This window comes from Paludibacterium purpuratum, assembly GCF_004363805.1.
GTDB lineage: Bacteria > Pseudomonadota > Gammaproteobacteria > Burkholderiales > Chromobacteriaceae > Paludibacterium > Paludibacterium purpuratum.
Window position 1 is genome coordinate 15,910 of record NZ_SNZP01000021.1, and the last position, 22,389, is coordinate 38,298.

Below are 22,389 nucleotides of genomic sequence, written 5' to 3' on the forward strand. Positions count from 1 at the left end.
TGTAACGGCAAATCGTCCAGCGTTCAAAGCCCGACATCATGCCAGGGTCATCGAACGTCGATTTGCTCTGCAAGCAAGCCATGCAGCGCTTGCACACTGTAGACATCGAAATCGGCGGCATGCGCCAATCCGAGGCAAACCGCCTTGGCGCCGGCCAAGGTGGTATGCAGCGGAATGCGCGCCTGCAACGCCGAGCGGCGGATCGAACGGCTGTCTTGCAACGCCTGCCGCTTTTCGGCCACAGTATTCACCACCAGAGCGATTTCGCCGTTCTTGATCATATCGACCACATGCGGACGGCCTTCGGTCACCTTGTTGACCCGCTGCACGACGATGCCGGCATCGAGCAGGCTCTTGGCCGTGCCGCGGGTCGCGCAGACGCCGAAACCTAGCCGCTGCAACTCGCGCGCCACCTCGATCACGCCATTCTTGTCAGTGTCGCGTACCGACAACAACACCTTGCCGGATTTGGGCAACACATCGCCGGCAGCCAGCTGACTCTTGACGAAGGCTTCGGCAAAAGTCTTGCCCACGCCCATCACTTCGCCGGTGGACTTCATCTCCGGGCCGAGCACGGTATCCACACCGGGGAATTTGATGAAGGGGAAGACCGCCTCCTTGACCGAATAGTAACTCGGTACCACCTCGCGCTCGATACCCTGTTCGGCCAGCGAAATCCCGGCCATGGCACGTGCCGCCACCTGGGCCAACGGCACGCCGGTGGCCTTGGAGACGAACGGCACGGTACGGCTGGCCCGCGGATTGACTTCCAGGACATAGATCTCTTCGCGCTGGATGGCGAACTGCACGTTCATCAGCCCGACAACGTTGAGCGCGCGCGCCATAGCCACGGTCTGGCGACGGATCTCGTCGCGCAGTGCCGGGAACAGGCTAAACGGCGGCAGCGAGCACGCCGAATCGCCCGAATGAACGCCGGCCTGTTCGATGTGTTCCATGATGCCGCCGATCACCACGCGCTCGCCGTCGGACACGCAGTCGACGTCGACCTCGATGGCATCGTTGAGGAAGCTGTCCAGCAGCACCGGGCTGTCGTTCGACACCTTGACCGCTTCGCGCATATAACGCTCCAAGTCGGACTCGGCATGCACGATCTCCATGGCCCGGCCACCCAGCACATAAGACGGTCGCACCACCAACGGGTAACCGATCTGGGCCGCCAGCCGCAGGGCTTCTTCGGGGCTTCTTGCCGTGCGGTTCTCGGGTTGCTTGAGTCCAAGCTCGCGCAACATTTTCTGGAAGCGCTCGCGATCCTCGGCAGCGTCGATCATATCGGGCGTCGTGCCGATGATCGGCACGCCATAATGCTCCAGCGCGCGCGCGAGCTTGAGCGGCGTCTGGCCGCCGTACTGCACGATCACGCCGAACGGCTGCTCGACGTGCACGATCTCCAGCACGTCCTCCAACGTCAACGGTTCAAAATACAGCCGGTCGGAGGTGTCGTAGTCGGTCGACACGGTTTCCGGATTGCAATTGACCATAATGGTCTCGAAGCCGGACTCGCGTAAGGACAGCGCCGCATGCACGCAACAGTAGTCGAATTCGATGCCCTGGCCGATGCGGTTCGGCCCGCCGCCGAGCACCATGATCTTCTTCTTGGCACTTGGCGCGGCCTCGCACTCTTCCTCGTAGGTGGAGTACAGGTAGGCGGTCGAGGTGGCGAATTCGGCCGCGCAGGTATCGACCCGCTTGTATACCGGCCGCACGTCGAGCGCCCAACGACGCGCGCGCACATCGGCGGGCGCCACGCCCAGCAACACGGCGAGACGTGCATCGGAGAAGCCCTTGCGCTTCAGGCGGAACAGTTGCTCGCGATCCAGGCCGGCCAGCGTATGACCGCTCAACCGCCGCTCCTCATGCACCAGATCCTCGATCTGCGCCAGGAACCACGGGTCGATGCTCGACTCTTCGTGGATTTCCGGGAGGCTCATGCCGATGCGGAAGGCATCGGCGACGAACAGGATGCGATCCGGCCCCGGCGCGCCCAATTCATGGCGGATCTCCTCGGCATCGACCGAACGGGGATCGAAGCCGGCAAGGCCGGTTTCCAGGCCGCGCAGCGCCTTCTGCATCGACTCCTGCAGGCTGCGGCCGATAGCCATCACCTCGCCCACCGACTTCATTTGCGTCGTCAGACGGTCGTCTGCCAGCGGGAATTTCTCGAAGGCAAAGCGCGGGATCTTGGTCACGACGTAGTCGATCGTCGGCTCGAACGAAGCCGGCGTGGCACCGCCGGTGATCTCGTTCTTCAATTCATCCAGCGTATACCCCACCGCCAGCTTGGCCGCCACCTTGGCGATCGGAAAGCCGGTCGCCTTGGATGCCAAGGCGGAGGAACGCGACACACGCGGGTTCATCTCGATGACGATCATGCGACCGTCACGGGGATCGATGGCGAACTGCACATTGGAACCGCCGGTATCGACGCCGATCTCGCGCAATACCGCGATCGATGCGTTGCGCATCAACTGGTATTCCTTGTCGGTCAGCGTCTGCGCCGGCGCCACAGTGATCGAATCGCCAGTGTGCACGCCCATCGGGTCGAAGTTTTCGATCGAACAGATGATGATGCAGTTGTCTTTGTGGTCGCGCACCACCTCCATCTCGTACTCTTTCCAACCGAGCACCGATTGTTCGATCAACAGTTCGTGCGTCGGCGACGCCTCGAAGCCGCGCTCGCAGATGGCGGCGAACTCTTCGCGGTTATAGGCGATGCCGCCGCCGGAGCCGCCCATGGTGAAGCTCGGCCGGATCAAGGTCGGGAAGCCGACCTGCGCCTGCGCCGCCAGCGCCTCCTCCATGGATTCGGCAACGAAGGATAGCGGGCAGGAGAGCCCGATCTTCTCCATCGCTTCCTTGAAACGACCGCGATCCTCCGCTTTGTCGATCGCATCTTCCGAAGCGCCGATCAGTTCGACGCCGTAGCGCTCCAGCACGCCATTGCGCGCCAAGTCGAGCGCGCAGTTGAGCGCGGTCTGACCGCCCATGGTCGGCAACAGCGCATCTGGCCGTTCCTTGGCGATGATCTTTTCCAGCACGGGCCAGTTGATCGGCTCGATGTAGGTCACGTCGGCCATCTCCGGGTCGGTCATGATGGTCGCCGGATTGGAGTTGACCAGGATGATGCGGTAGCCCTCCTCGGAGAGCGCCTTGCAGGCTTGTGCGCCGGAGTAGTCGAATTCGCACGCCTGGCCGATCACGATCGGGCCGGCGCCGATAATCAGGATGCTTTTAATGTCAGTACGTTTTGGCATGGTTCACGCTCGTCGTTTTTTTGTCTGTTATGTCAACTCAGGCTCGCCAGTGCGAGCTTGGCGCCAAACCCGAGGAACAGGGTACCCACCCCGCCCTTGAGCAGCGCCGACAACCCCTGTCGGCGTCGGAAGGTTTGCGCAAGCCGAGTGCCGGTAAAAATCAGCGTCGACAGGTATAGCGCGCTGAAGCACTGCAAAATGGCGCCAAGCACCAGGAAGGTCAGCGCAGGATACGGATAGGCCGGATCGACGAACTGCACGAAAAACGACACAAAAAACAAGATGGCCTTGGGGTTCATCAGGCTGATGCCGAGCGAACGAGTGAAAGGCCGGGACAGTGCCATGGCCGGCACCGTCGCCTCGGGCAGTTCCCGCCCTCGCATGCGCCAACCGCGCAGACCGCCACGCAGCATCATGATGCCGAGCCAGGTCAGGTAGGCACCGCCGGCGTATTTGATGACCGCGAACAGCATCGGATTGGCCTTGAGTAGCCCGGCCGCGCCGGTGGCTGCCAGCGTCATCAAGATCGAATCGCCGACGAAGATACCGCAGGCGCCGCGAAAGCCCTGCAGGATGCCGCGCTGGGCCGCGACCGAGAGCACATACAGCGAGTTCGGCCCCGGCAACAGCACGATCACGATCACGCCGATTACATAGGTTGTCAGGTCGGTAATCCCTAGCATCCGGTTCTCCTTATCGTGTCGTCAGGCGCGGGTACGGGCGCGCTGTTGATCGATGGCCACAGTGAAGCGGTCGAACAGATACGCCACGTCCTGCGGACCGGGACTTGCTTCAGGGTGACCCTGGAAACCGAAAGCCAGGCGGTCGGTCAGGCTGATGCCCTGTACCGTCCCATCGAACAGACTGCGATGCGTGACGCGCACATTGGCCGGCAGCGAGGCTTCGTCGACATCGAAACCGTGGTTCTGGCTGGTGATCATCACCCGCCCGCTGTCGAGATCCTGCACCGGATGGTTGGCACCGTGGTGCCCGAATTTCATCTTACGGGTCGTGGCGCCGCAAGCCAACGCCAGCAGCTGATGCCCCAGGCAGATACCGAACAGCGGCATGCGCGCCGCAAGCAATTGGCGGATGGCTTGGATCGCGTAGTCGCAAGGCTCGGGGTCGCCCGGACCGTTGGACAGGAACACGCCGTCCGGCTTGAGCGCCAGGACCTCGTCGGCGGAGGTGGTGGCCGGCACCACGGTCAGCCGACAGCCGCGTTCGGTCAACATGCGCAGAATGTTGTGCTTAACGCCAAAATCGTAGGCCACCACATGGCGCGCGATATCGCGCCGCGCTACGTAACCCTGCCCTAGGCGCCATTCGCCTTCGTCCCATTCGTACGGCGTGTCGCAGCTGACGACTCGCGCCAGATCTTGGCCCGCCATCGAACCGAAAGCACGCGCCAGTTCGATTGCGCGCTCGGCGTCGATTTGGCCTGCCATGATAGCGCCGGACTGGGCGCCGCCCTCGCGCAGGATACGCGTCAATCGTCGGGTGTCGATGCCGCCAATCGCCACCACCTTGTGTTCGATCAGGTAGTCGGACAGCGATTGTCCGGCTCGGAAGTTGCTATGCAACAGCGGCACATCGCGAACGATGAGCCCAGATGCAAAAACGGCGCGAGATTCGTTGTCCTCCGAATTCGCGCCGACGTTTCCGATATGGGGATACGTCAAAGTGACAAGTTGCTTACAATATGACGGGTCGCTAAGGATTTCCTGGTAGCCCGTGATGGAGGTATTGAATACCACCTCTCCGGCCGTCAGGCCTGTGGCGCCGATGGCGTGCCCTGAGAAAAGGCTGCCGTCGGCCAATGCGAGAATCGCGGCGGTTGTTGCAGACACGGCTTGCTCCTGATACGAGTCTGTTTACGCGCTTTTTGGAGACCGTGCGTTGCGACGCGAACGCACGCTACGCTCAAGGGGGTCGTAAACAGGCTCTAAGTCTTTTTCTGATCGTCTGACATGAATAACGGGACTGGCGCCACGCGCTCGTCCCGTTTTGCCAAACCTAATCATCATATGGCTTTCGGCAGTTTCTGGCAACCGTCAATTACATTTTTGCGACATAAAAATCAGCAAAGACGACCTTTGGCACGCCAACGGAGACGGTCTACTTACTCCCCCATTCCCTGAAATACCGCATCGACATGCACCCGGCCGGTACTGGCCGGCTCCAGCTGCAGATCGATCACATGCACACTGTGGCTTGCCTGCAAATCGGCCAGTAACGCGAGCCAGGCATCAAAACCGACCTCGCCGCGTAGCCTGACGCCGTGCGCCTCCTGCATCAGCTGCCAATCGTCGGTGTCCAGGCCGAGCGCATTGGCGCGTTCGGTTAGCAAGACGGATACCCGAGCGGCGGGCACGACCGATACCGGCGGCTGCGAGCGCAACGCGCGCCATTCCTTGGCCAATGCCGCCATCCGATCGGCATCGACCCGTTGCGCCAACTGAGCCTGGCGCGCCTGTTCGACAGCCTGCCACAACGGCCACCAAACCAAGCGCAGCAGCAGCGCGGCCAACAGCAACACGCACAAGACGCGGCCAAGCGGTTTGCCGACGCGCCGCACTGCCGCGGCAGCCGGCCGCCATTGCCCAACTGTCATTCTCATGGCCGCGCCCCCTCTCGTCGTACCGGGGCGAAGAGCAACGTCACCTGACCGGGGGCCGGCACGGTAACCGTCCAGCCCTGTGCGGCCAGGCGACTACGCTGCGCCGGCGCAACCTCGGCCGGCAGCGTTTCGCCCTCGACCGTCAGTTCGCCGTGGCGATAACGTAGCCGACGCAGCGCCCCCTGTTCGGTCAACGCCGGTTGCAACGCCACCAACATCGGCAGGAAATCGCCATCCTGCGCCAAGCCATGCCGTGTGCGCTCGACCGCCAGTTGCCGGCGCGCCTGGTTCAGCACGTCTTCGCCAACAGCCTGACGAACACCCATGCGTCCGGCTGCCTCGGTCATGCCATCGACCATCCGCCACTGTTGCCAACGTAGCCACCCCAGCTCGCCGGCCGACAAGGTCAAATCGAGCAACGCCAACGCCAACAACGCCATCCCCGCTTGACGGGCGATACGCAGCCATTGCCGGCCGAATTGACGCCAACGCCGGCGCCCGGCGGCAAAATCGTATGCCGGGTCGACCGCAGCCGTGCGCCAATCCGGCCGTGCCCGATGCGTTACGGGCAAGTCCTGCAGGGCGGCCGGCAAGGGTGCATCGCCGCACAGCAGGATTTGCGCGGGCGATGCCCAGGCGCGCAGATCGTGCCACAGGGCATCGCCCAGCAAAGGCACGCACAAGGCGCGGTGGTAGCCCAAACGCAGCGCCCAACCGCTATCCAAGCGCGCCAATGTCCAACCGTCCGCCGGCGGCTCGGGCAGGCACAGTTCCTCCGGCACGATCCGGGTCACGCTCTGCCCCGCCGCTGAGAGACTCGCCATGATTCGGCGCAGGGGCGCCTGCGCGGTAAGGCAAACCTGCGGCGCCCGTCCAGTCGACTGCAGGCTGTAACGATTTTCCTCCGGCGCGTTGAGTAGCCCCTCCTCCAGGGCAAAACCCAGTACCGACTCGCCTTGCCGCGCCGCGCCCGGCGGCAGGGATGGCTCGGCGAAACGGCACAGGCCGGCGGCCAGCACCAGTTCGCAATCGTCGGCGGGCGGCGGCGGCTCATCGCCATCGCCCTCCCGTAGCACGGCGCCCAGGCCACTACTCAGCGCCCAGCGCCATTCGGCATCGACGGATTCGGCCGGCAGATAAACTCTCAGAACAGACATGACGAACTTTCATTCATGACAAAGGAGGCAGTGCCCCCCGATCCGGACGGGCCAGCACACGCACCCGCCCAGCTTCCACTTTAAGAATGGCATCGATCCGCCGCACGGCAGTGTGGTAGCGCACTGTTCCGCTCAGCAGAAAAATCGAGGATCCCGCGCCGAACATCTGTTGTGCGCCGTCATCGGGTCGACGCCCAAGCCGTGAGAAAAAGTCGCTGGCATCGCGAAACGGCAGTCGCTCCCGTCCCTGCACCACTTGAGCGATCGTGCCAAGCGACGAGTCTTGCACCATCGCCGCCAACAGTTGCGGCGAGGCGGTATTCAAGTTCACCAGGTTGAACTCGGACGGCAGCAGTGCGACATAGGGCGCCAGCACACGCAAAACCTGCGGCGCGTATCCAGGCACTTCGCCCAACTGGCGCCAGTCGCGCACCGCGCGCACCGGCCTGGGGTCTTGATCCTGGGCATCGGGGTCGCGCAACGCCCGCCACTTGACCAGGCTGTCGGCCAAGGCGCCCGGCAATTGCAACGCGGTAAGCAGGCGTCGGTAGCTGTCGAGCATGCTTTTGTTGATTCGCCCCTGTGGGTCGGCCAATGCATTCAGGTTGAGCCGCGACTGCAAATCGGTTAGGTCGGCCTGCCAGCGATAATCGCCCTCCTGACCGCGCCAAGGACGCGCCCAAGGCTGGTTCAATGCCACCAGCGGCGTCGGGCGCAGGCGCAATCCGGCCCAGGCCAATTGCGCGTCGAGCAACAACTGAGCCTGGGCGCGCTGTCGATCCGCTTCCACCTGCTGCCACCATAAGCTCTGCTGCCACAGAACCAGGCTCGCAGCCGAAGCCGCCAGCGCCACCAACAGCAGCGCCATGATCACCGCCATGCCGCGCTCGGCCTTCACGACACTCTCCAGTAACGCGTGATCGTACCGAAAGCCGGGTTGCTCACCTGCATCTCCAAGAGCCGCGGCCGATTCTCGCCGCCTTGGCGCCAGCTATCCACCCAGCGCCCATCCTCGAGTTGCAGCCGCCAATGCACGCGATAACCCGCGCCCAAGAGCGGAAAGGTCTGGCCGGCGGCCCGCGCGGTCGACCAGTCGAGCCCGCCGACCCCGACTTGATAGGCCACATCGTCGACGCCACTGGCCAGCAAGCTACTGGGCAAGGCCAGACGCAACACCTGCCGATCCGTGTCGCCCTCCAGTTGCACACTGGGCACACTGCCCACGGCAGGCGACAGATTGCTCACCTCGCCGCCGAGCCGGGCAAACACCCGTGCCAGATCCACCCATTGCGCCGATACCTCCATCAAACGCTCGCGGGAGATCAACAGTGCGCTGAAGCCCTTGTAGCCCAACACCGATAGAATCGCCATCAGGCTCATCGCCACCAGGAGCTCGATCAGCGTCATTCCGGCCTGATTTCGGCGCATGGCGTTCATTCGCGCCGCCTCGGCACAAAGCTCACCAGACTGGCCAAGGGATAGTCCGCGCCTCGACCTGACTGCACGCTGATCTCGACGCGCAGTAGTCCCTCCTCGTCGCTCGGTGCCACGGACTGATGCCAGCGCCAATCGTGATCGTCGCGCGACAGCGCGCCGCGTTGTTCGCCCAGCGGCGGCGGGTTATCCGACCGCTGTAGCCAAGCCATCAAATCCTCGGCCACCCAGCCTGCCAGCATGCGCTCGCGCAAGGTCATGCTGTTCTCGGCCGCCAAGCCGCTGGCACGCAGCAACGCCGCCAGGGCAATGGCGGTAATCGCCAGCGCTACCAGCACCTCCAATAAAGTAAACCCCCGCTCGTCTTTCACGGTACGCCTCCGGCCACGGTCACCCGCCCCAGGGGCGACAGCGTCAGATCCACTTGGCGCTCGTCGGTCTGCAGACGCAAGACCAGCCATGGGCTCTGCCCCTGCAGCCATAAGTCCCAAGGCGACGAGCCGGGGGCGCGCCGCACGCTGGCGCGGATACCGTCCGGCCACTGGTGCGCGGCGAAAAACGCATCGCCGACCGTCTGCCAGCGCCCTTGCGCATCGCGGCGGCGAAAGGCATAGCCATCCGGACGCCAGTCGAGCGCCAGCGGATCCCCTTCCTCGGCCGCCGCCACGCTCTGCTCCAGTACGCGCGCCAAACGATAGCTCTCGTCTTGCAGTTGACGATGGCTATCCGGTCGCATCGACAATGTCAGCGATGTCGTCATGATGCCGATGATCGCGATGACCACCAGCACTTCGAGCAGCGTGAAACCGCGCATGCCGCTTATTGCATCCAGTTGCCGATATCGGCATTGACGCCCTCGCCACCCGGTTGGCCGTCGGCCCCCAGGCTCCATAAATCGACTTCGCCATGGGTACCTGGATTGGCGTAACGATAGGGTGTACCCCACGGATCTTCGGGCAGACGTTCGAGGTAGCCTCCCGGCTTCCAGTTTCTCGGCTCGGGCGGCAACGACGGTTTTTGCACCAAGGCAGACAAGCCCTGCGCCGTGGTCGGATAACGACCGTTATCAAGCCGGTAGAGCTTAAGCGCCTGCATCAATGCGTTGATATCCTGCTTCGCAGCGACGATGCGCGCCTCATCGGGCCGACCCATCACCTTAGGGACGATCAGCGCCCCCAATACGCCGAGAATGACGATGACCACCATGATTTCGATCAGGGTAAAACCCCGTTGACGATTTCCTGCCTGCTGCATAACCGCTCCTTGTCGTTAGCCCCGCTGACTTATCGCACCATCTGATTCATATCGATAATGGGCAGCATGATGGCCAACACGATCACCAGCACCACGCCCCCCATGAATAGGATCAACAACGGCTCCATCAAGGCACTGAAAGTGCCGAGCCGTCGTTCGACCTCTTGTTGCTGCTGTTCGGCAGCGCGCTCCAGCATGGTGGCCAGGGTGCCGCTGGCCTCGCCGCTACCGACCAAGTGCACCAGCACCGGCGGAAAGCAGCCGCGTTCCGACAGCGCGCGTGCCAGGGTCTGCCCCTCGCGCACGGCGTCCGCGACGGTAGACAGCGCTTCGCGCAGGATCAGACAACCCAGCAACGGTCGCACTGTGGACAAGGCGCTCAGTAGCGGTACGCCGCTGGACACCAGGATCGCCAGGGTACTGGCCATGCGCGCGGTATTGAGCGCCAGCACCAGACTCCCTACGACAGGCAGGCGCAACAGGCGGGTTTCGACGGCGCGTCGCCAAACGGGCCGCGCCAAGGCTCGCTGCAACGCCAGCACCGAGAGCGCCAGCGCCAGCAGCATCGCCACACCCCATTCGCGCAGGTTGGCCGACACGGCCATCAGTGCCCGAGTCAGCCATGGCAGCGCTTGATGGCTCTGCACGAAGACGCCGACCACCTGGGGCACCACCCAAGTCATCAGGCCGGTCACCACCAGCACGGCCACCAGCATGACCGCAGCGGGGTAGGCCAGGGCCTGAACCACCTTCTGACGCGCACGCGCACGTCGCTCCAGATAGTCGGCCAGCCGCGCCAACACCGCGCCGAGACGACCGCTATGCTCGCCGGCGTCGATCAGTGCGCGATAAAGCGGCGAAAAGACGCCAGGCCGCGCCTCGAGCGCATGGGCAAAACTCTGGCCCTGCAGAATGTCGCCGCGCAGTCCTTCGAGCACTTGGCGCGGCGTACTGGCGGCCGTCTGCTCGATCACCGCCGTCAATGCCCGCTCCAGCGGCAAACCGGCATTGAGCAGCGTCGACAGTTGTTGAGTCAGCAATACCAGACTGCCGGAGGACAATCCGCCGCGCCGCAGTTGCGCCACGGTTCGCCCTTGCGGAGCAAGAACGGTCGGCACCAGCCCCTGCTCGCGCAGTCGACTGCGCGCCTGGCGAGCCGAATCGGCCTGCAGGGTGCCGCGCACACGCCGACCGCCGGCATCGAGTGCCTGATAACGGAAATTGGCCATGTCAGGTTCTCGTCACGCGCAGCACCTCTTCCAGCGAGGTCTCCCCGGCATCGACGCGCAGCATGCCCTCGTCGCGCAGGCAGCGCATCCCGTGCTGCGCCGCATGCTGGCGCATCTGCTGCTCGGCGGCCCCGGCATGGATCAGCCGCTGCAGCGCTTCGTCGACGGTGAGCAATTCGTACAACCCCATACGACCGCGATAACCGCTGAAACCGCAAACGGCACAACCGACCGGACGATAACGTCCGCCCTCGCCTACCGGCTGACGGCAGTCCGGACACAGCCGGCGTACCAGACGTTGCGCCATCACCGCCAGCAGCGACGATGCCAGCAAGAACGGTTCGACCCCCATATCGGCCAAGCGCGTCACCGCGCTGGCGGCATCGTTGGTATGCAACGTGGCCAGCACCAGATGGCCGGTCAGCGATGCTTGGATGGCGATCTGGGCGGTTTCCAAGTCGCGGATCTCGCCGATCATGATCACGTCCGGGTCTTGTCGCAGCATGGCGCGCAACGCCCGGGCGAAGTTCATTTCGATGCGTGGGTTGACTTGGGTCTGGCCGATGCCCGGCAGGTGGTATTCGACCGGATCTTCGACGGTCATGATGTTGGTGCGTCCGGCATCCAGACGCGACAAGGCGGCATACAAGGTGGTGGTCTTGCCGGAACCGGTCGGGCCGGTCACCAGGAAAATACCGTGCGGCTGACGGATCACCCGATCCACGGCCGTCAGGGTATCCGGCTGCATACCGAGCGCGCTCAGATCGAGCCTGGCCGCCTCCTTATCCAGCAAGCGCAACACCACCCGCTCGCCGAAGCCGGTCGGCAAGGTGGAGACGCGCACATCGACCGGGCGCCCACCCAAGCGCAACGAGATGCGGCCGTCTTGCGGCAGCCGTTTTTCGGCGATATCGAGGCTCGCCATGATCTTGATGCGCGACACCATGGCGGCATGCAGCGCACGATGCGGCCGAACGATGTCGCGTAGCGTGCCGTCGAGGCGGAAGCGCACCACCGAGTGATCCTCGAAAGGTTCGATGTGAATATCCGAGGCCTGATCGCGCAGGGCCTGCGCCAACAGCGCGTTGATCATGCGAATGATCGGCGCGTCGCCCTCGCTCTCCAACAAATCCTCCACGGTGGGCAGCGCTTCGATCATGCTGGCCACGTCGAGCGTCTGCCCGACATCGTCCACCACGCCGGCCGCGCCATCGTGGTTGGCGTAAAACCGCGCCAGCGACTGCTCGAAGTCGCGCCCCGCCTGCAATTCGACTCGCGTCGGCGCGCCGAATAGCCGCTGCACCTCGCTCCAACCGTCAGGCAGCGCCCCCTCGCGCACCAGCCAAGCGCCGTCGTCCAGGCGCAGCACGCCACGATCGCGGGCAAAGGCAAACGGCAACCGCTCGCTCACGGCTTGGACTCCGGTTGCAGTGCCTTGATACCGGTGGGAAGGGACTCCAGCGCGCTCTTGGCGTCCAGCGGCAAGGGCTGCGCGTTTTTACGCTCGCTTTCGCCGATGATGTAGCGGTATCGATCCTCGGCGATGGCCCGCGCACCGGCGTCGTCGCGCAAGATGGTCGGCTTGAGGAACACCAGCAAATTGGTCTTTACGCGTGATTTCGTCTGATGGCGGAACAGCCAACCGACGCCCGGCAGGTCGCCCAACAGCGGCACTTTGTCTTCCGTATCGTTGACGGTCTCCTGGATCAGGCCGCCGATGGCGATGATACCGCCGTCGTCGACGGTGACCGAGGTCTCCACCGAACGGATGTTGAACTCCGGCTGCAACGTATTGGCGCTGTTCGGGTCGATCGACGACGCGGTCTGCAGAATCTTCATCCGCACGGTACCGCCTTCGGAAATCTGCGGCACGATGGCAAGTTTCAGACCCACCGTTTTGCGATCGAAGCTGTTGTATACCGTCGTGGCGCCACTGCTGCCGCTGGTAATGGGCGATTGCGCCGTCTGTACCGAAACCTCCTTGGCGATCTCGATACGCGCCGGTTCGTTGTCGGTCGCCATCAGCGTCGGATTGGACAGCACGTTGCCCTCGGCCTTGGTTTCCAGCGCACGCGCCAGCGCGGTCAGGTCGAGCACATTGCCCAGCCCAGGCACATGCAGCACGCCGCGGCCGGTACCGGCGCTCAAACCAAGACCTTGATTGGCGAGTTGAATCGTCAGATTGCCCCCCGTCGTCGCGCCCGAGGTCGAGCCCGAAATGGCGGTTGGCTGCTGCGCCATCCATTGCACGCCAAGCTCCTGCAGACGCTGCGCCGAGACTTCCATCACCAGGGTTTCGACGTAGACCTGGGCGCGGCGGCGGTCGAGCAAATCGACCACCGTGCGCAGATTGCGATACATGCTGTCCGGCACGTTCAGAATCAGCGCATTGCTGGCCGTATCCGCCTGGATCAGCGAACCGGCATTGCCAGCGGCACCTTGCTGCTGCTGGGTATCGGCCGTGCCGTTGTCACTGGAGGATGGCATCGAGGGCGCAGAAGTGGGCTGTGCGACGGCGCTATTGTCGGCATTGCCGCCGGTCGTTCCCTGGCCGATACCGCTGGCAGCCGACGACGACGGCAAACTGCTGGTCTTGCGGGTTTCGGTCAGCGGCGCCGCGCTGCTGCTCAACAGCGCGCGCAGCGTCTGCGCCACGCGGGCGGCGTCGGCATTCTTCAGGTAGATCACGCGCACATTGGCGCCGGCCTGGCTCGGTTGATCCAGCATGCGCACTAGTTGCTTGACCTGGTTCAGTCGTCCGGGCAGATCGGCGCGCACCAGCAGCACGTTGGCACGGCTATCGGCATTGATGTTCAGGCGGCTGCCATCGGCGGCGTTATCCTGCATCAATTTCGTCAGCGTACCGGCCAACTCGGGTGCGGAAGCGTATAGCAGCGGAATCACCGCCGTCTGGCCATCGGCCACGCCCTCGACGCTGGCGACGATGGACTCGATACGGCGGATGTTGTCGGCGTAGTCCGTGACCACCAACGCGTTGGCTTGCGCAAAAGCCGATAGCGCGTTATTGGGCGATACGATTGGGCGGATCACCGGCAAAAGCTGGGCGGCATTGCTGTTTTTCAACATGAACACGCGAGTGATCAGCCGTTCGCCGTCGCCGCGGTGCGTACTACCGACCCGGGCATGCAGCTTGGCGTCCGCCTCCGGCACGATCTTGACCACCCCATTGCCCTCGACGGCGCTGAAGCCCTGCAGCCGCAACGACGACAGCAGGATCTGGTAGGCAAGCTGACGCGACACCGGTTGCGCCGAGATGATGTTGACCGTGCCCTTGACGCGCGGGTCGAGTAGGAAATTCCGACCGGTCAGCTCGCCGATGGCGCGCACCACGGTATCGATGTCGGCATTGGCGAAGTTGAGGGTCACGGTCTCGCCGGACGATGGCTCGGCGGCGACGGCCGGCAGGACGCTGCATGCGAACGCCAGGCAGAATAACACGGCAGTTAAAGCCTGCTTGCGCGCTTTGAGACGCTTCATTCGTCGTCCCCCAGCGGAGGTGCCTCGGCGCCGCTCGACACGCCGGCTGCGCCGCCCGTTGCGGCACGGTTTAACGGATAAAATTGGCGCGCCCGCCCCAACGCCAACGTCAGCCCCTCTGGCGCAATGGTCATCACCTGCCAATCGCCGACGCGTTGGCCGGTCAGCAAGGCGCTATCGCCGCCATCGTGGCGTGCAATGGCAAAGCCGGGCTGCCGAGCGCCTTGACCGGGCGCAAAGACGCCCAGCACGGTCAGCTGCGGCGCGACAGGCGGCGTCTCGACGCCGAACCAATGCCGGTTGGCAGCCTGAGCGGCATCGGCGACAAGGTCGGGCTGAGCATCGCGTAGCGATGAGGCGGGCTGATTCGCCAATAGCGGGTGTAAACGCCAGCCGGTCCAGCCAATGCAGGCCATCAGGATCAGGGCGCGTGCCGCCGGCAACGCCAGTGCCGCCGCCCCCCGAGCCAACCGGGGTGAAAGAGTATCGAAAAAGTAGAGGTTCATCCTGTCCGAGCGTACTGATCGTCGCCGTCCCCTTCACCTGTTCATAGGAACAGGTGGTCGAAAACACAGGTACGATGTAGTGACAATGCTTAAGCGCCTAATTCGGCGTGTCATTATTAACAATCTGTTAAAAATGACAAGGGTGCGTGGTCGGCCCGACCTCGGAACAATAAGGAAGAATAGCAAACAGCCAGGGTGCGGTCGCACCCCGGCCATGTCAGCCGATGCTGAATTTAGAAATGGGCCTCGTCCAGCGCCAACGCGCTCTCGGCCCCCTCGACGATGGCATGCGCCAGACCGCCGCTTTGCGGTAGCAGATGCTCGCCGTAGAAACGCGCCGTTGTCAGCTTACTTTCGAGGAATACAACATCCGCGCCATGCTCGCCCAGCAGGCGTTGGGCGATCAGCGCGGCACGCCCCATCTGCCAACCGCCGAGCACGATGCCCATCAGCTTGAGAAACGGCACCGAGCCGGCGGCCGGCCACGTTGGCCGGGCGTTGAAATGTTCGAGCACGAAGCCGATGGCACGGCTGGCGTCGGCGGCCGCGCGGCGTAAATTGCGCGCCAGATCCGACAAACCGGCCCCATCCAGCTCGCGCACGGTCATCAACACCTCTTCCAACAGCGCCTGCGCTACCGCCCCGTTGTCGGCGGCCGTCTTGCGACCGATCAGATCCAGTGCCTGAATACCGGTGGTGCCCTCGTAGATGGCAGTAATACGGGCATCGCGATAGTACTGCGCCACGCCGGTTTCCTCGATATAACCCATGCCGCCGTGAACCTGGATGGCCATCGAGGTGATCTCGTTGGCCTGCTCGGTATTCCAGCCCTTGACGATCGGAATCAGGAAATTGAGCAAGGCCTGATTCTTGGCACGCTCTTCCGGCACCGGGTGGTGCCCGGCGCGATCCAGCGCGGCGGCGGCATAGCATGCCAACGCACGCTGCGCCTCGATCTGCGCGCGCATGGTCATCAACATGCGGCGGATATCCGGATGGCGGATGATCGGCACCCCCGCCGCATCCGCGGAACCGACGGCACGGCTTTGCACCCGCTCGCGCGCGTAATTGACCGCGGCCTGGTAGGCGCGCTCGGAAACGGCCAGTCCCTCGATGCCGACACCGAGCCGGGCATGGTTCATCATGGTGAACATGTAGGCCAGTCCCTTGTTCTCCTCGCCCACCAAGTAGCCGATGGCCCCCGCCTGGTCGCCGAAGCTCATGACCGCGGTCGGGCTGCCATGGATGCCGAGCTTGTGCTCGATCGACACGCAGCGCACGTCGTTTTTCGCGCCCAGGCTACCATCGGCATTCACCAGGAACTTCGGCACGATGAATAGCGAAATGCCCTTCACCCCGGCCGGCGCATCGGGCAGGCGTGCCAGCACCAAGTGGACGATGTTGTCCGCCATGTCGTGCTCGCCCCAGGTAATGAAGATTTTCTGACCTTGAATACGGTAGCTGCCGTCCGCCTGGCGTTCGGCGCGGGTGCGAACCTGGGCCAGATCGGAACCGGCCTGCGGCTCGGTCAGGTTCATGGTGCCGGTCCATTCGCCCGAGGCCATGCGCGGTAGATAAAGCTGCTTGAGCACATCGCTGGCATGGTGCTCGATCGCTTCCAGTGCACCGAGCGTCAGCATCGGCGCCAACGAGAACGCCAGGTTGGCCGAACACCACATTTCCTCGGCGGCCAACGCCACCAGGGCAGGCAGGCCTTGCCCGCCGTAGTCGGCCGGCGCGCGCAACCCCACCCAACCGGACTCGACGTAACGTTGCCAAGCCTCCTTGAAGCCTGGCGCGGCGGTGACCTCGCCATCGTGCCAGCGCGCCCCCTGGTCGCCCTGCCGGTTGATCGGCGCCAGCTCCTGTTCGGCGAATTTCGCGCCCTCCTCCAGGATGGCCTCCACCAACTCGACGCTGCAGTCCTCGTAGCCCGGCAGGCTGCAGATCGACGGCAGCTCGGCGATCTGGTTCAACACGAAGTTGAGCTCCTTGAGCGGTGCCTGATAGTTCATTTTCTTCTCCCGTGTTACTGCATATCGTTATAAAAAAACCGGCAAGCTGCGTCGATGGGCCGCTTGCCGGTTTTGGTTACTGCTTCATGGTGCTCAGGCCTTGGACAATTCGGCCAACAGTTCGGGCACCACGGTGAACAGGTCGCCAACGATGCCGTAGTCGGCCACCTGGAAAATCGGTGCCTCCTCGTCCTTGTTGATGGCCACGATCACCTTGGAATCCTTCATGCCGGCCAGATGCTGGATGGCGCCGGAAATACCGACCGCGACGTACAGTTGCGGTGCGACCACCTTGCCGGTTTGGCCGACCTGGAAGTCGTTCGGCGCGTAGCCGGCATCCACGGCGGCGCGCGAAGCGCCTAATGCGGCACCGAGTTTATCGGCCAGCGGTTCGAGCACCGCCTTGAACTGCTCGGCCGACCCCAGTGCGCGACCGCCGGAAACGATGATGCTGGCGGAAGCCAGTTCCGGACGGTCGGACTTGGTCAGCTCTTGCGAGACGAAGCGCGACACCGACGCATCGCCCGCGGCGGCCACGTTCTCCAACACTGCGGCACCGCCCGTCGCGGCCACCAGATCGAATGCGGTGGTGCGCACGGTGATCACCTTGATGCGATCGGACGATTCGACAGTGGCCAGTACGTTGCCCGCATAGATCGGGCGCACGAACACGCTCGGCGATTCGACGGCGACAATGTCGGAAATCTGCGCCACGTCGAGTATCGCGGCGACGCGCGGCAGGAAGTTCTTGCCGCTGGCAGTGGCGGGCGCCAATACATGGCTGTAGCCGTCGGCCAGGGCGATCACCAGGCGCGCCAGATTCTCAGCCAGGCCGTGCGCATAGAGCGCATCGTCGGCGAGCAACACCTTGGCGACGCCGGCGGCTTGCTTCGCGGCCTCAGCCACAGCGCCGCACTGGTGACCGGCCACCAGCAGATGGATGTCGCCGCCGATCTTGCCGGCTGCGGCCAGGGTATTCAGGGTGCCTGCCTTCAGGCTGTGATTGTCGTGTTCAGCAATAACAAGAATGGCCATGTCACAGCACCTTTGCTTCGTTCTTGAGTTTGGCCACCAGCTCGGCTGCATTGGCCACCTTGACGCCGGCGGCACGGCTGCCCGGTTCGGCGACTTTCAGGGTTTTGAGACGTGCGGACGGGTCGACGCCCAGATCCGCCGGGGTCAATTTGTCGAGCGGCTTCTTCTTGGCGGCCATGATATTCGGCAGCTTGACGTAACGCGGCTCGTTCAGGCGCAAGTCGGTGGTGACGATGGCCGGCAGGCGCAATTCGACGGTTTCCATGCCGCCGTCGATCTCGCGCGTCACATTGAGGCTCTCGCTCGCGACGACCACCTTGGAGGCAAAGGTGCCTTGGCCCCAGCCCAACAATGCGGACAGCATCTGACCGGTCTGGTTGGCATCGTCGTCGATCGCCTGCTTGCCGAGGATCACCAACTGCGGCTGTTCGCGCTCGACCACGCTCTTGAGCAGCTTGGCCACCGCCAGCGGCTGCAACTCGACCTCGGTTTCCACCAGGATGGCGCGATCTGCGCCCATGGCCAGCGCGGTGCGCAGCGTTTCCTCGCACTGCTTGACGCCGAGCGACACCACCACGATTTCCGAGACCTTGCCTGCTTCTTTCAGGCGAACGGCCTCTTCCACCGCGATTTCGTCGAACGGATTCATCGACATTTTCACATTGGCGATATCAACGCCGGAGCCGTCGGCTTTGACACGGACTTTCACGTTGTAATCAACAACGCGCTTCACTGCGACAAGGGCTTTCATCGTTCTGGTTCACCATATTGAGCATATTGGGTTGTATCAAAGGCGCAGCGTAGACGTGCATGCAGTCGAGGCCGGTCTGGTTGCCGGTTGTCGTCGACTGAGGATACGTCATGAATTATGCATGACAAGACAATTCAAACAAGCGTTTGTTTTACTTGCCACCAGCATAACGTCGCATAAATGCAACCAACTTCCGATACTACGTCATCTATCGATAATTTGCATGGCAGCAAACTGCGCTACTATGGACTCACAATTTCATTGTCATAGACAGGACACACAATGACCGTTTACTTCGAAGATCTGAACATGGGCGACAGTGCCGAATTCGGCAAGACCATCACCGAGGCCGACGTGCTCATGTTCGCCGCCGCCTGCGGCGACACCAATCCGGTGCATTTCAATCAAGCCTATGCCGAGACGACCCCGTTCAAGACGCGCATCGCACACGGCATGCTGACCGCCAGTCTGATCTCGACCATCCTCGGCACCAAACTGCCGGGCGAAGGCACAATCTACCTGTCGCAATCGGCCAAGTTCAAAGCCCCGGTAAAACTAGGAGAAACCGTGGTGGCACGCGTGACGGTGGTCGCGCTGGATGGAACCAAAAAGCGGGTCACGCTGGCGACGCAATGCGCGGTGGGCGACAAAGTGGTGATGGAAGGCGAGTCGCTGGTCATCGCGCCGACTCGCACCTGATTCACTCCCGGCTCGGCACGCCGTGCCGGGCCAGCGCCCAGGCGACATGCTCGCGCACCAGAGCCGACGGATCGTCTGCGCGCGCGAGCAAAGCCGCCCTGACCTCGTCCGAGGACGGCGCATTCCCCAGCCCCACCGCCAAATTGCGCAGCCAACGCTGATAACCGATGCGATAGATCGGACTGCCGGCCATGCGCGCGCCAAAATCGGCCTCGCTCCAAGCGAATAGCTCGACCAGGCTCGCGCGGTCGAGCCCATGGCGCACATCGAAATCCGCCTCCGCGCCGGCCGCCGCGAAGCGATTCCACGGGCACGCCAACTGGCAATCGTCGCAACCGTAGACCCGATTGCCGATCAGTGGTCGCAAGGCCACGGGAATCGCCCCGGCGAGTTCGATGGTGAGATAGGAAATACAGCGGCGCGCGTCGACCTGGTACGGCGCGACAATCGCACCGGTTGGACAGGCATCCAGACAGCTGCGGCAACGACCGCAGTGCTCTTGCTGCGGCGGATCGGCTGGCAGCGGCAGCGTGGTGAACAGTTCGCCGAGGAAAAACAGCGAACCCTGCTCGCGCGTCAGCAGGAGCGTGTGCTTACCGCGCCACCCCAGGCCAGCCTGGGCTGCGAGCGCCACCTCGGCGACCGGCGCGCTATCGGTGAAGGCGCGGTGGCCAATCGGCCCGACAGCCGCCTGGATACGATCGGCCAGCTTTTGCAACCGCCCGCGCAGCACCTTGTGATAATCGCGCCCCAGCGCGTAGCGCGATAGATAGGCCTGCTGGCCATCCTGCAACTGGGTTGCGGCATCGGCGGCATGTGCCGGCCAATAGTTCATGCGCACGCTGACGATCGACAAAGTGCCGGGCACCAGTTCGTCCGGCCGCACTCGCATGGCGCCGTGACGCTGCATATAGTCCATCTCGCCATGGAAACCCGCGGCGAGCCAATCGGCCAGCCGCCGTTCTGCCTCTGCCGGCAATGACGGACGGGTAATATGCGCATCGGCGAAACCGAATTCCCGGCTCCAGGCTTTGATTTGCCGCGCCAATTCGGGATAATCCGGAGATTGAAAGGAAATGTCGCTCATGGATTCATATGATACCAGCCAAAGCCATCTGCCCGACGAAGCCGCCACATTGGCGCTCGCCGGTCGTTTCGCGCGCGCACTTTCGCCGGGCTTGGTGATCCACCTCCATGGCGACCTGGGCGCCGGCAAAACCACCTTCACCCGTGGCCTGCTCGCAGGCCTAGGCTGGCACGGCAAGGTCAAAAGTCCGACCTATACGCTGGTGGAGAGCTATCCGCTCGCTCCCTTCACGTTACACCACTTCGACCTGTATCGCTTCGCCGACCCCGAGGAATGGGAGGAGGCAGGCTTTCGCGAATATTTCGGCCAAGAGACCGTGTGTCTGGTGGAGTGGCCGGACAAGGCGCAAGGCCTGCTACCGCCGGCGGATCTGATCCTGGCACTGGAAGTGGCCGAGCAGGGCCGACACTACCGATTCACCGCTTTGACCGAGGCAGGAAAAACATGTCTGACACGCCATTCGACCCAAACCGCCGCCGACTGCTGAACCTGGCCGCCGCAACGCTGATCCTGTCGGTCAGCCGCGTAAGCCAGGCCGCCGAGAGCCAGTTGGTCGCCGTGCGCGTCTGGCCCTCGTCCACTTATACCCGCGTGACGCTGGAAACCAGCGCCGCGGTGCAATTCAAGACATTCACCCTGGCCAATCCGGATCGACTGGTGGTCGACCTGCAAGGCCTCAGCCTCAACAGCATCCTCAAAGACATCGGCAACCAGATCAATGCCACCGATCCGTTCATCAAATCGGCGCGCGCCGGGCAGTTCTCGCCGGATACCGTGCGCCTGGTGCTAGAACTGAAAACGCCAATCAAGCCACAGGTGTTCACGCTGGCGCCGATCGCCGACTTCAAGAACCGGCTGGTGGTCGACCTATACCCAACCGGTGCCGCCGCGCAGGACGACCCTCTGCTGGGGCTCCTGGAGGACTACAACAAGGGCACCATGACCCAGCCCGAGGTGCGCACCCGCAGCAAACCGGCGCCAAGCAGTACCCGGCCGATCGTGATCATGCTCGATCCGGGCCATGGCGGAGAAGATCCGGGCGCCACGGGCCCGGCCGGCAATCACGAAAAGAATGTGGTGATCAAGATCGCCCATCTGCTCAAGACGCTGATCGAGGCGGATGGCAATATGAAGGCCTACATGACGCGCGAGGACGATGTATTCATCCCGCTCGGCGTCAGGGTGGCCAAGGCGCGCAAGCTGAACGCCGACCTGTTCATTTCGATCCATGCCGACGCATTTCCCAACCCGAGCGCAAACGGAACCTCTGTGTTTGCGCTCTCGGACAAAGGGGCCACCAGCACCGCCGCCCGCTACCTGGCACAAAGCCAGAACGCCGCCGACCTGATCGGCGGGGTCAAGATCGCCAATACCCGCGACAAATATCTGGCCAATACGCTGTTCGACCTGACTCAGACCGCCACCATCAACGACAGCCTGAAACTTGGCCGACTGGTGCTCAATCAGGCCGGAGCGCTCAACCGGCTACACCGCGGGAAAGTCGAACAAGCGGGGTTCGCAGTCCTGAAGGCCCCCGATATACCTTCCATCCTGGTAGAAACCGCCTTCATCAGTAACCCCGACGAAGAGCAGCGATTGATCAGCAGCGATTTCCAGCAAAAGATGGCGCAAGCGATCTTCGACGGCATCAAAGTCTACTTCGCCCAAGGGGCGGCGCTGGCCCGGGTGTAATCCACGCGGGCACCCATCGCCGGCAAACGAAAACGGCAAGCATCCTGAACTGACCCCAATAAGTTGGACAGTTTGCTGCTAGGCTTGCCAGGCCTGAGTTCTGTACCTTACAGGACTCAGGCCTTTTAGCTTGAGCTTGA

The 22,389-nt window shown here is 63.3% G+C and carries 21 protein-coding genes; 3 read left to right on the forward strand and 18 right to left on the reverse strand.

From position 1 onward, the window contains the following. Positions 1-47: 47 nt before the first annotated feature. The 17 genes from carB to DFP86_RS18675 form a co-directional block, all read right to left on the reverse strand. Positions 48-3,272 carry a carbamoyl-phosphate synthase large subunit gene (gene carB / locus DFP86_RS18595; protein WP_133684118.1) on the reverse strand — a complete coding sequence of 1,075 codons (3,225 nt, stop codon included), beginning with the start codon at positions 3,270-3,272 and terminating at the stop codon, positions 48-50. Between the two features lie 32 nt (positions 3,273-3,304). After that, positions 3,305-3,955: a leucine efflux protein LeuE gene (gene leuE, locus DFP86_RS18600; RefSeq protein ID WP_133684120.1), complete on the reverse strand. Its 651-nt coding sequence runs from the start codon at positions 3,953-3,955 to the stop codon at positions 3,305-3,307. A 21-nt stretch (positions 3,956-3,976) separates the two neighbouring features. Continuing rightward, entirely contained in the window at positions 3,977-5,122 is a 1,146-nt protein-coding gene (gene carA, locus DFP86_RS18605; protein WP_208108403.1) for a glutamine-hydrolyzing carbamoyl-phosphate synthase small subunit, read from the reverse strand. Positions 5,123-5,394: 272 nt separating this feature from the next. After that, positions 5,395-5,892 (reverse strand): type II secretion system protein GspM, encoded by a 498-nt coding sequence (gspM, locus tag DFP86_RS18610; RefSeq protein WP_133684122.1) that lies wholly within the window; start codon positions 5,890-5,892, stop codon positions 5,395-5,397. Then, positions 5,889-7,049: a type II secretion system protein GspL gene (gene gspL / locus DFP86_RS18615; protein ID WP_133684124.1), complete on the reverse strand. Its 1,161-nt coding sequence runs from the start codon at positions 7,047-7,049 to the stop codon at positions 5,889-5,891. Before gspL ends, gspM begins: the two co-directional genes overlap by 4 nt. A gap of 13 nt (positions 7,050-7,062) precedes the next feature. Next, positions 7,063-7,947 carry a type II secretion system minor pseudopilin GspK gene (gspK, locus tag DFP86_RS18620; RefSeq protein ID WP_133684126.1) on the reverse strand — a complete coding sequence of 295 codons (885 nt, stop codon included), beginning with the start codon at positions 7,945-7,947 and terminating at the stop codon, positions 7,063-7,065. After that, positions 7,944-8,477 (reverse strand): PulJ/GspJ family protein, encoded by a 534-nt coding sequence (locus DFP86_RS18625; protein WP_208108404.1) that lies wholly within the window; start codon positions 8,475-8,477, stop codon positions 7,944-7,946. Before DFP86_RS18625 ends, gspK begins: the two co-directional genes overlap by 4 nt. A gap of 5 nt (positions 8,478-8,482) precedes the next feature. Further along, positions 8,483-8,854 carry a type II secretion system minor pseudopilin GspI gene (gene gspI / locus DFP86_RS18630; RefSeq protein ID WP_133684129.1) on the reverse strand — a complete coding sequence of 124 codons (372 nt, stop codon included), beginning with the start codon at positions 8,852-8,854 and terminating at the stop codon, positions 8,483-8,485. Further along, a complete protein-coding gene (locus DFP86_RS18635; RefSeq protein ID WP_133684131.1) occupies positions 8,851-9,297 on the reverse strand; it encodes a prepilin-type N-terminal cleavage/methylation domain-containing protein in 447 nt (148 codons plus the stop codon). Before DFP86_RS18635 ends, gspI begins: the two co-directional genes overlap by 4 nt. A 5-nt stretch (positions 9,298-9,302) precedes the next feature. Then, entirely contained in the window at positions 9,303-9,737 is a 435-nt protein-coding gene (gspG, locus tag DFP86_RS18640; protein WP_133684133.1) for a type II secretion system major pseudopilin GspG, read from the reverse strand. 29 nt (positions 9,738-9,766) lie between these two features. Beyond that, entirely contained in the window at positions 9,767-10,966 is a 1,200-nt protein-coding gene (gene gspF / locus DFP86_RS18645) for a type II secretion system inner membrane protein GspF (RefSeq protein WP_133684135.1), read from the reverse strand. A gap of 1 nt (position 10,967) precedes the next feature. Further along, the gene (gene gspE / locus DFP86_RS18650) at positions 10,968-12,377 is read right to left on the reverse strand and encodes a type II secretion system ATPase GspE (RefSeq protein ID WP_133684137.1); all 1,410 of its coding nucleotides are present in this window, start codon (positions 12,375-12,377) and stop codon (positions 10,968-10,970) included. Beyond that, the gene (gene gspD, locus DFP86_RS18655) at positions 12,374-14,464 is read right to left on the reverse strand and encodes a type II secretion system secretin GspD (RefSeq protein ID WP_133684139.1); all 2,091 of its coding nucleotides are present in this window, start codon (positions 14,462-14,464) and stop codon (positions 12,374-12,376) included. The genes gspE and gspD overlap by 4 nt, the downstream gene beginning before the upstream one ends. Next, a complete protein-coding gene (locus tag DFP86_RS18660) occupies positions 14,461-14,970 on the reverse strand; it encodes a hypothetical protein (protein WP_133684141.1) in 510 nt (169 codons plus the stop codon). Before DFP86_RS18660 ends, gspD begins: the two co-directional genes overlap by 4 nt. Positions 14,971-15,203: 233 nt before the next feature. Further along, positions 15,204-16,985: an acyl-CoA dehydrogenase gene (locus DFP86_RS18665; RefSeq protein WP_133684143.1), complete on the reverse strand. Its 1,782-nt coding sequence runs from the start codon at positions 16,983-16,985 to the stop codon at positions 15,204-15,206. A gap of 93 nt (positions 16,986-17,078) precedes the next feature. Further along, on the reverse strand, positions 17,079-18,020 hold the full coding sequence (locus tag DFP86_RS18670; protein WP_133684145.1) for an electron transfer flavoprotein subunit alpha/FixB family protein: 942 nt from the start codon (positions 18,018-18,020) through the stop codon (positions 17,079-17,081). A 1-nt stretch (position 18,021) separates the two neighbouring features. Then, positions 18,022-18,771 carry an electron transfer flavoprotein subunit beta/FixA family protein gene (locus tag DFP86_RS18675; RefSeq protein ID WP_133684147.1) on the reverse strand — a complete coding sequence of 250 codons (750 nt, stop codon included), beginning with the start codon at positions 18,769-18,771 and terminating at the stop codon, positions 18,022-18,024. Between the two features lie 282 nt (positions 18,772-19,053). On the opposite strand from DFP86_RS18675, the gene DFP86_RS18680 reads away from it, so the two are divergent. Continuing rightward, positions 19,054-19,470, forward strand: a complete 417-nt coding sequence (locus DFP86_RS18680; protein WP_133684149.1) for a MaoC family dehydratase — start codon at positions 19,054-19,056, stop codon at positions 19,468-19,470. A gap of 1 nt (position 19,471) precedes the next feature. Here DFP86_RS18680 and queG read toward each other — a convergent pair whose 3' ends face one another. Next, positions 19,472-20,557: a tRNA epoxyqueuosine(34) reductase QueG gene (gene queG, locus DFP86_RS18685; protein ID WP_133684151.1), complete on the reverse strand. Its 1,086-nt coding sequence runs from the start codon at positions 20,555-20,557 to the stop codon at positions 19,472-19,474. Here queG and tsaE point away from each other — a divergent pair. Together tsaE and DFP86_RS18695 are read left to right on the forward strand one after the other, a co-directional pair. Continuing rightward, positions 20,556-21,044 (forward strand): tRNA (adenosine(37)-N6)-threonylcarbamoyltransferase complex ATPase subunit type 1 TsaE, encoded by a 489-nt coding sequence (gene tsaE / locus DFP86_RS18690; protein WP_133684153.1) that lies wholly within the window; start codon positions 20,556-20,558, stop codon positions 21,042-21,044. The genes queG and tsaE overlap by 2 nt on opposite strands. Beyond that, complete coding sequence (locus tag DFP86_RS18695; protein ID WP_133684155.1) at positions 21,002-22,249, forward strand: N-acetylmuramoyl-L-alanine amidase; 1,248 nt, start codon at positions 21,002-21,004, stop codon at positions 22,247-22,249. The genes tsaE and DFP86_RS18695 overlap by 43 nt, the downstream gene beginning before the upstream one ends. Positions 22,250-22,389 lie beyond the last annotated feature (140 nt).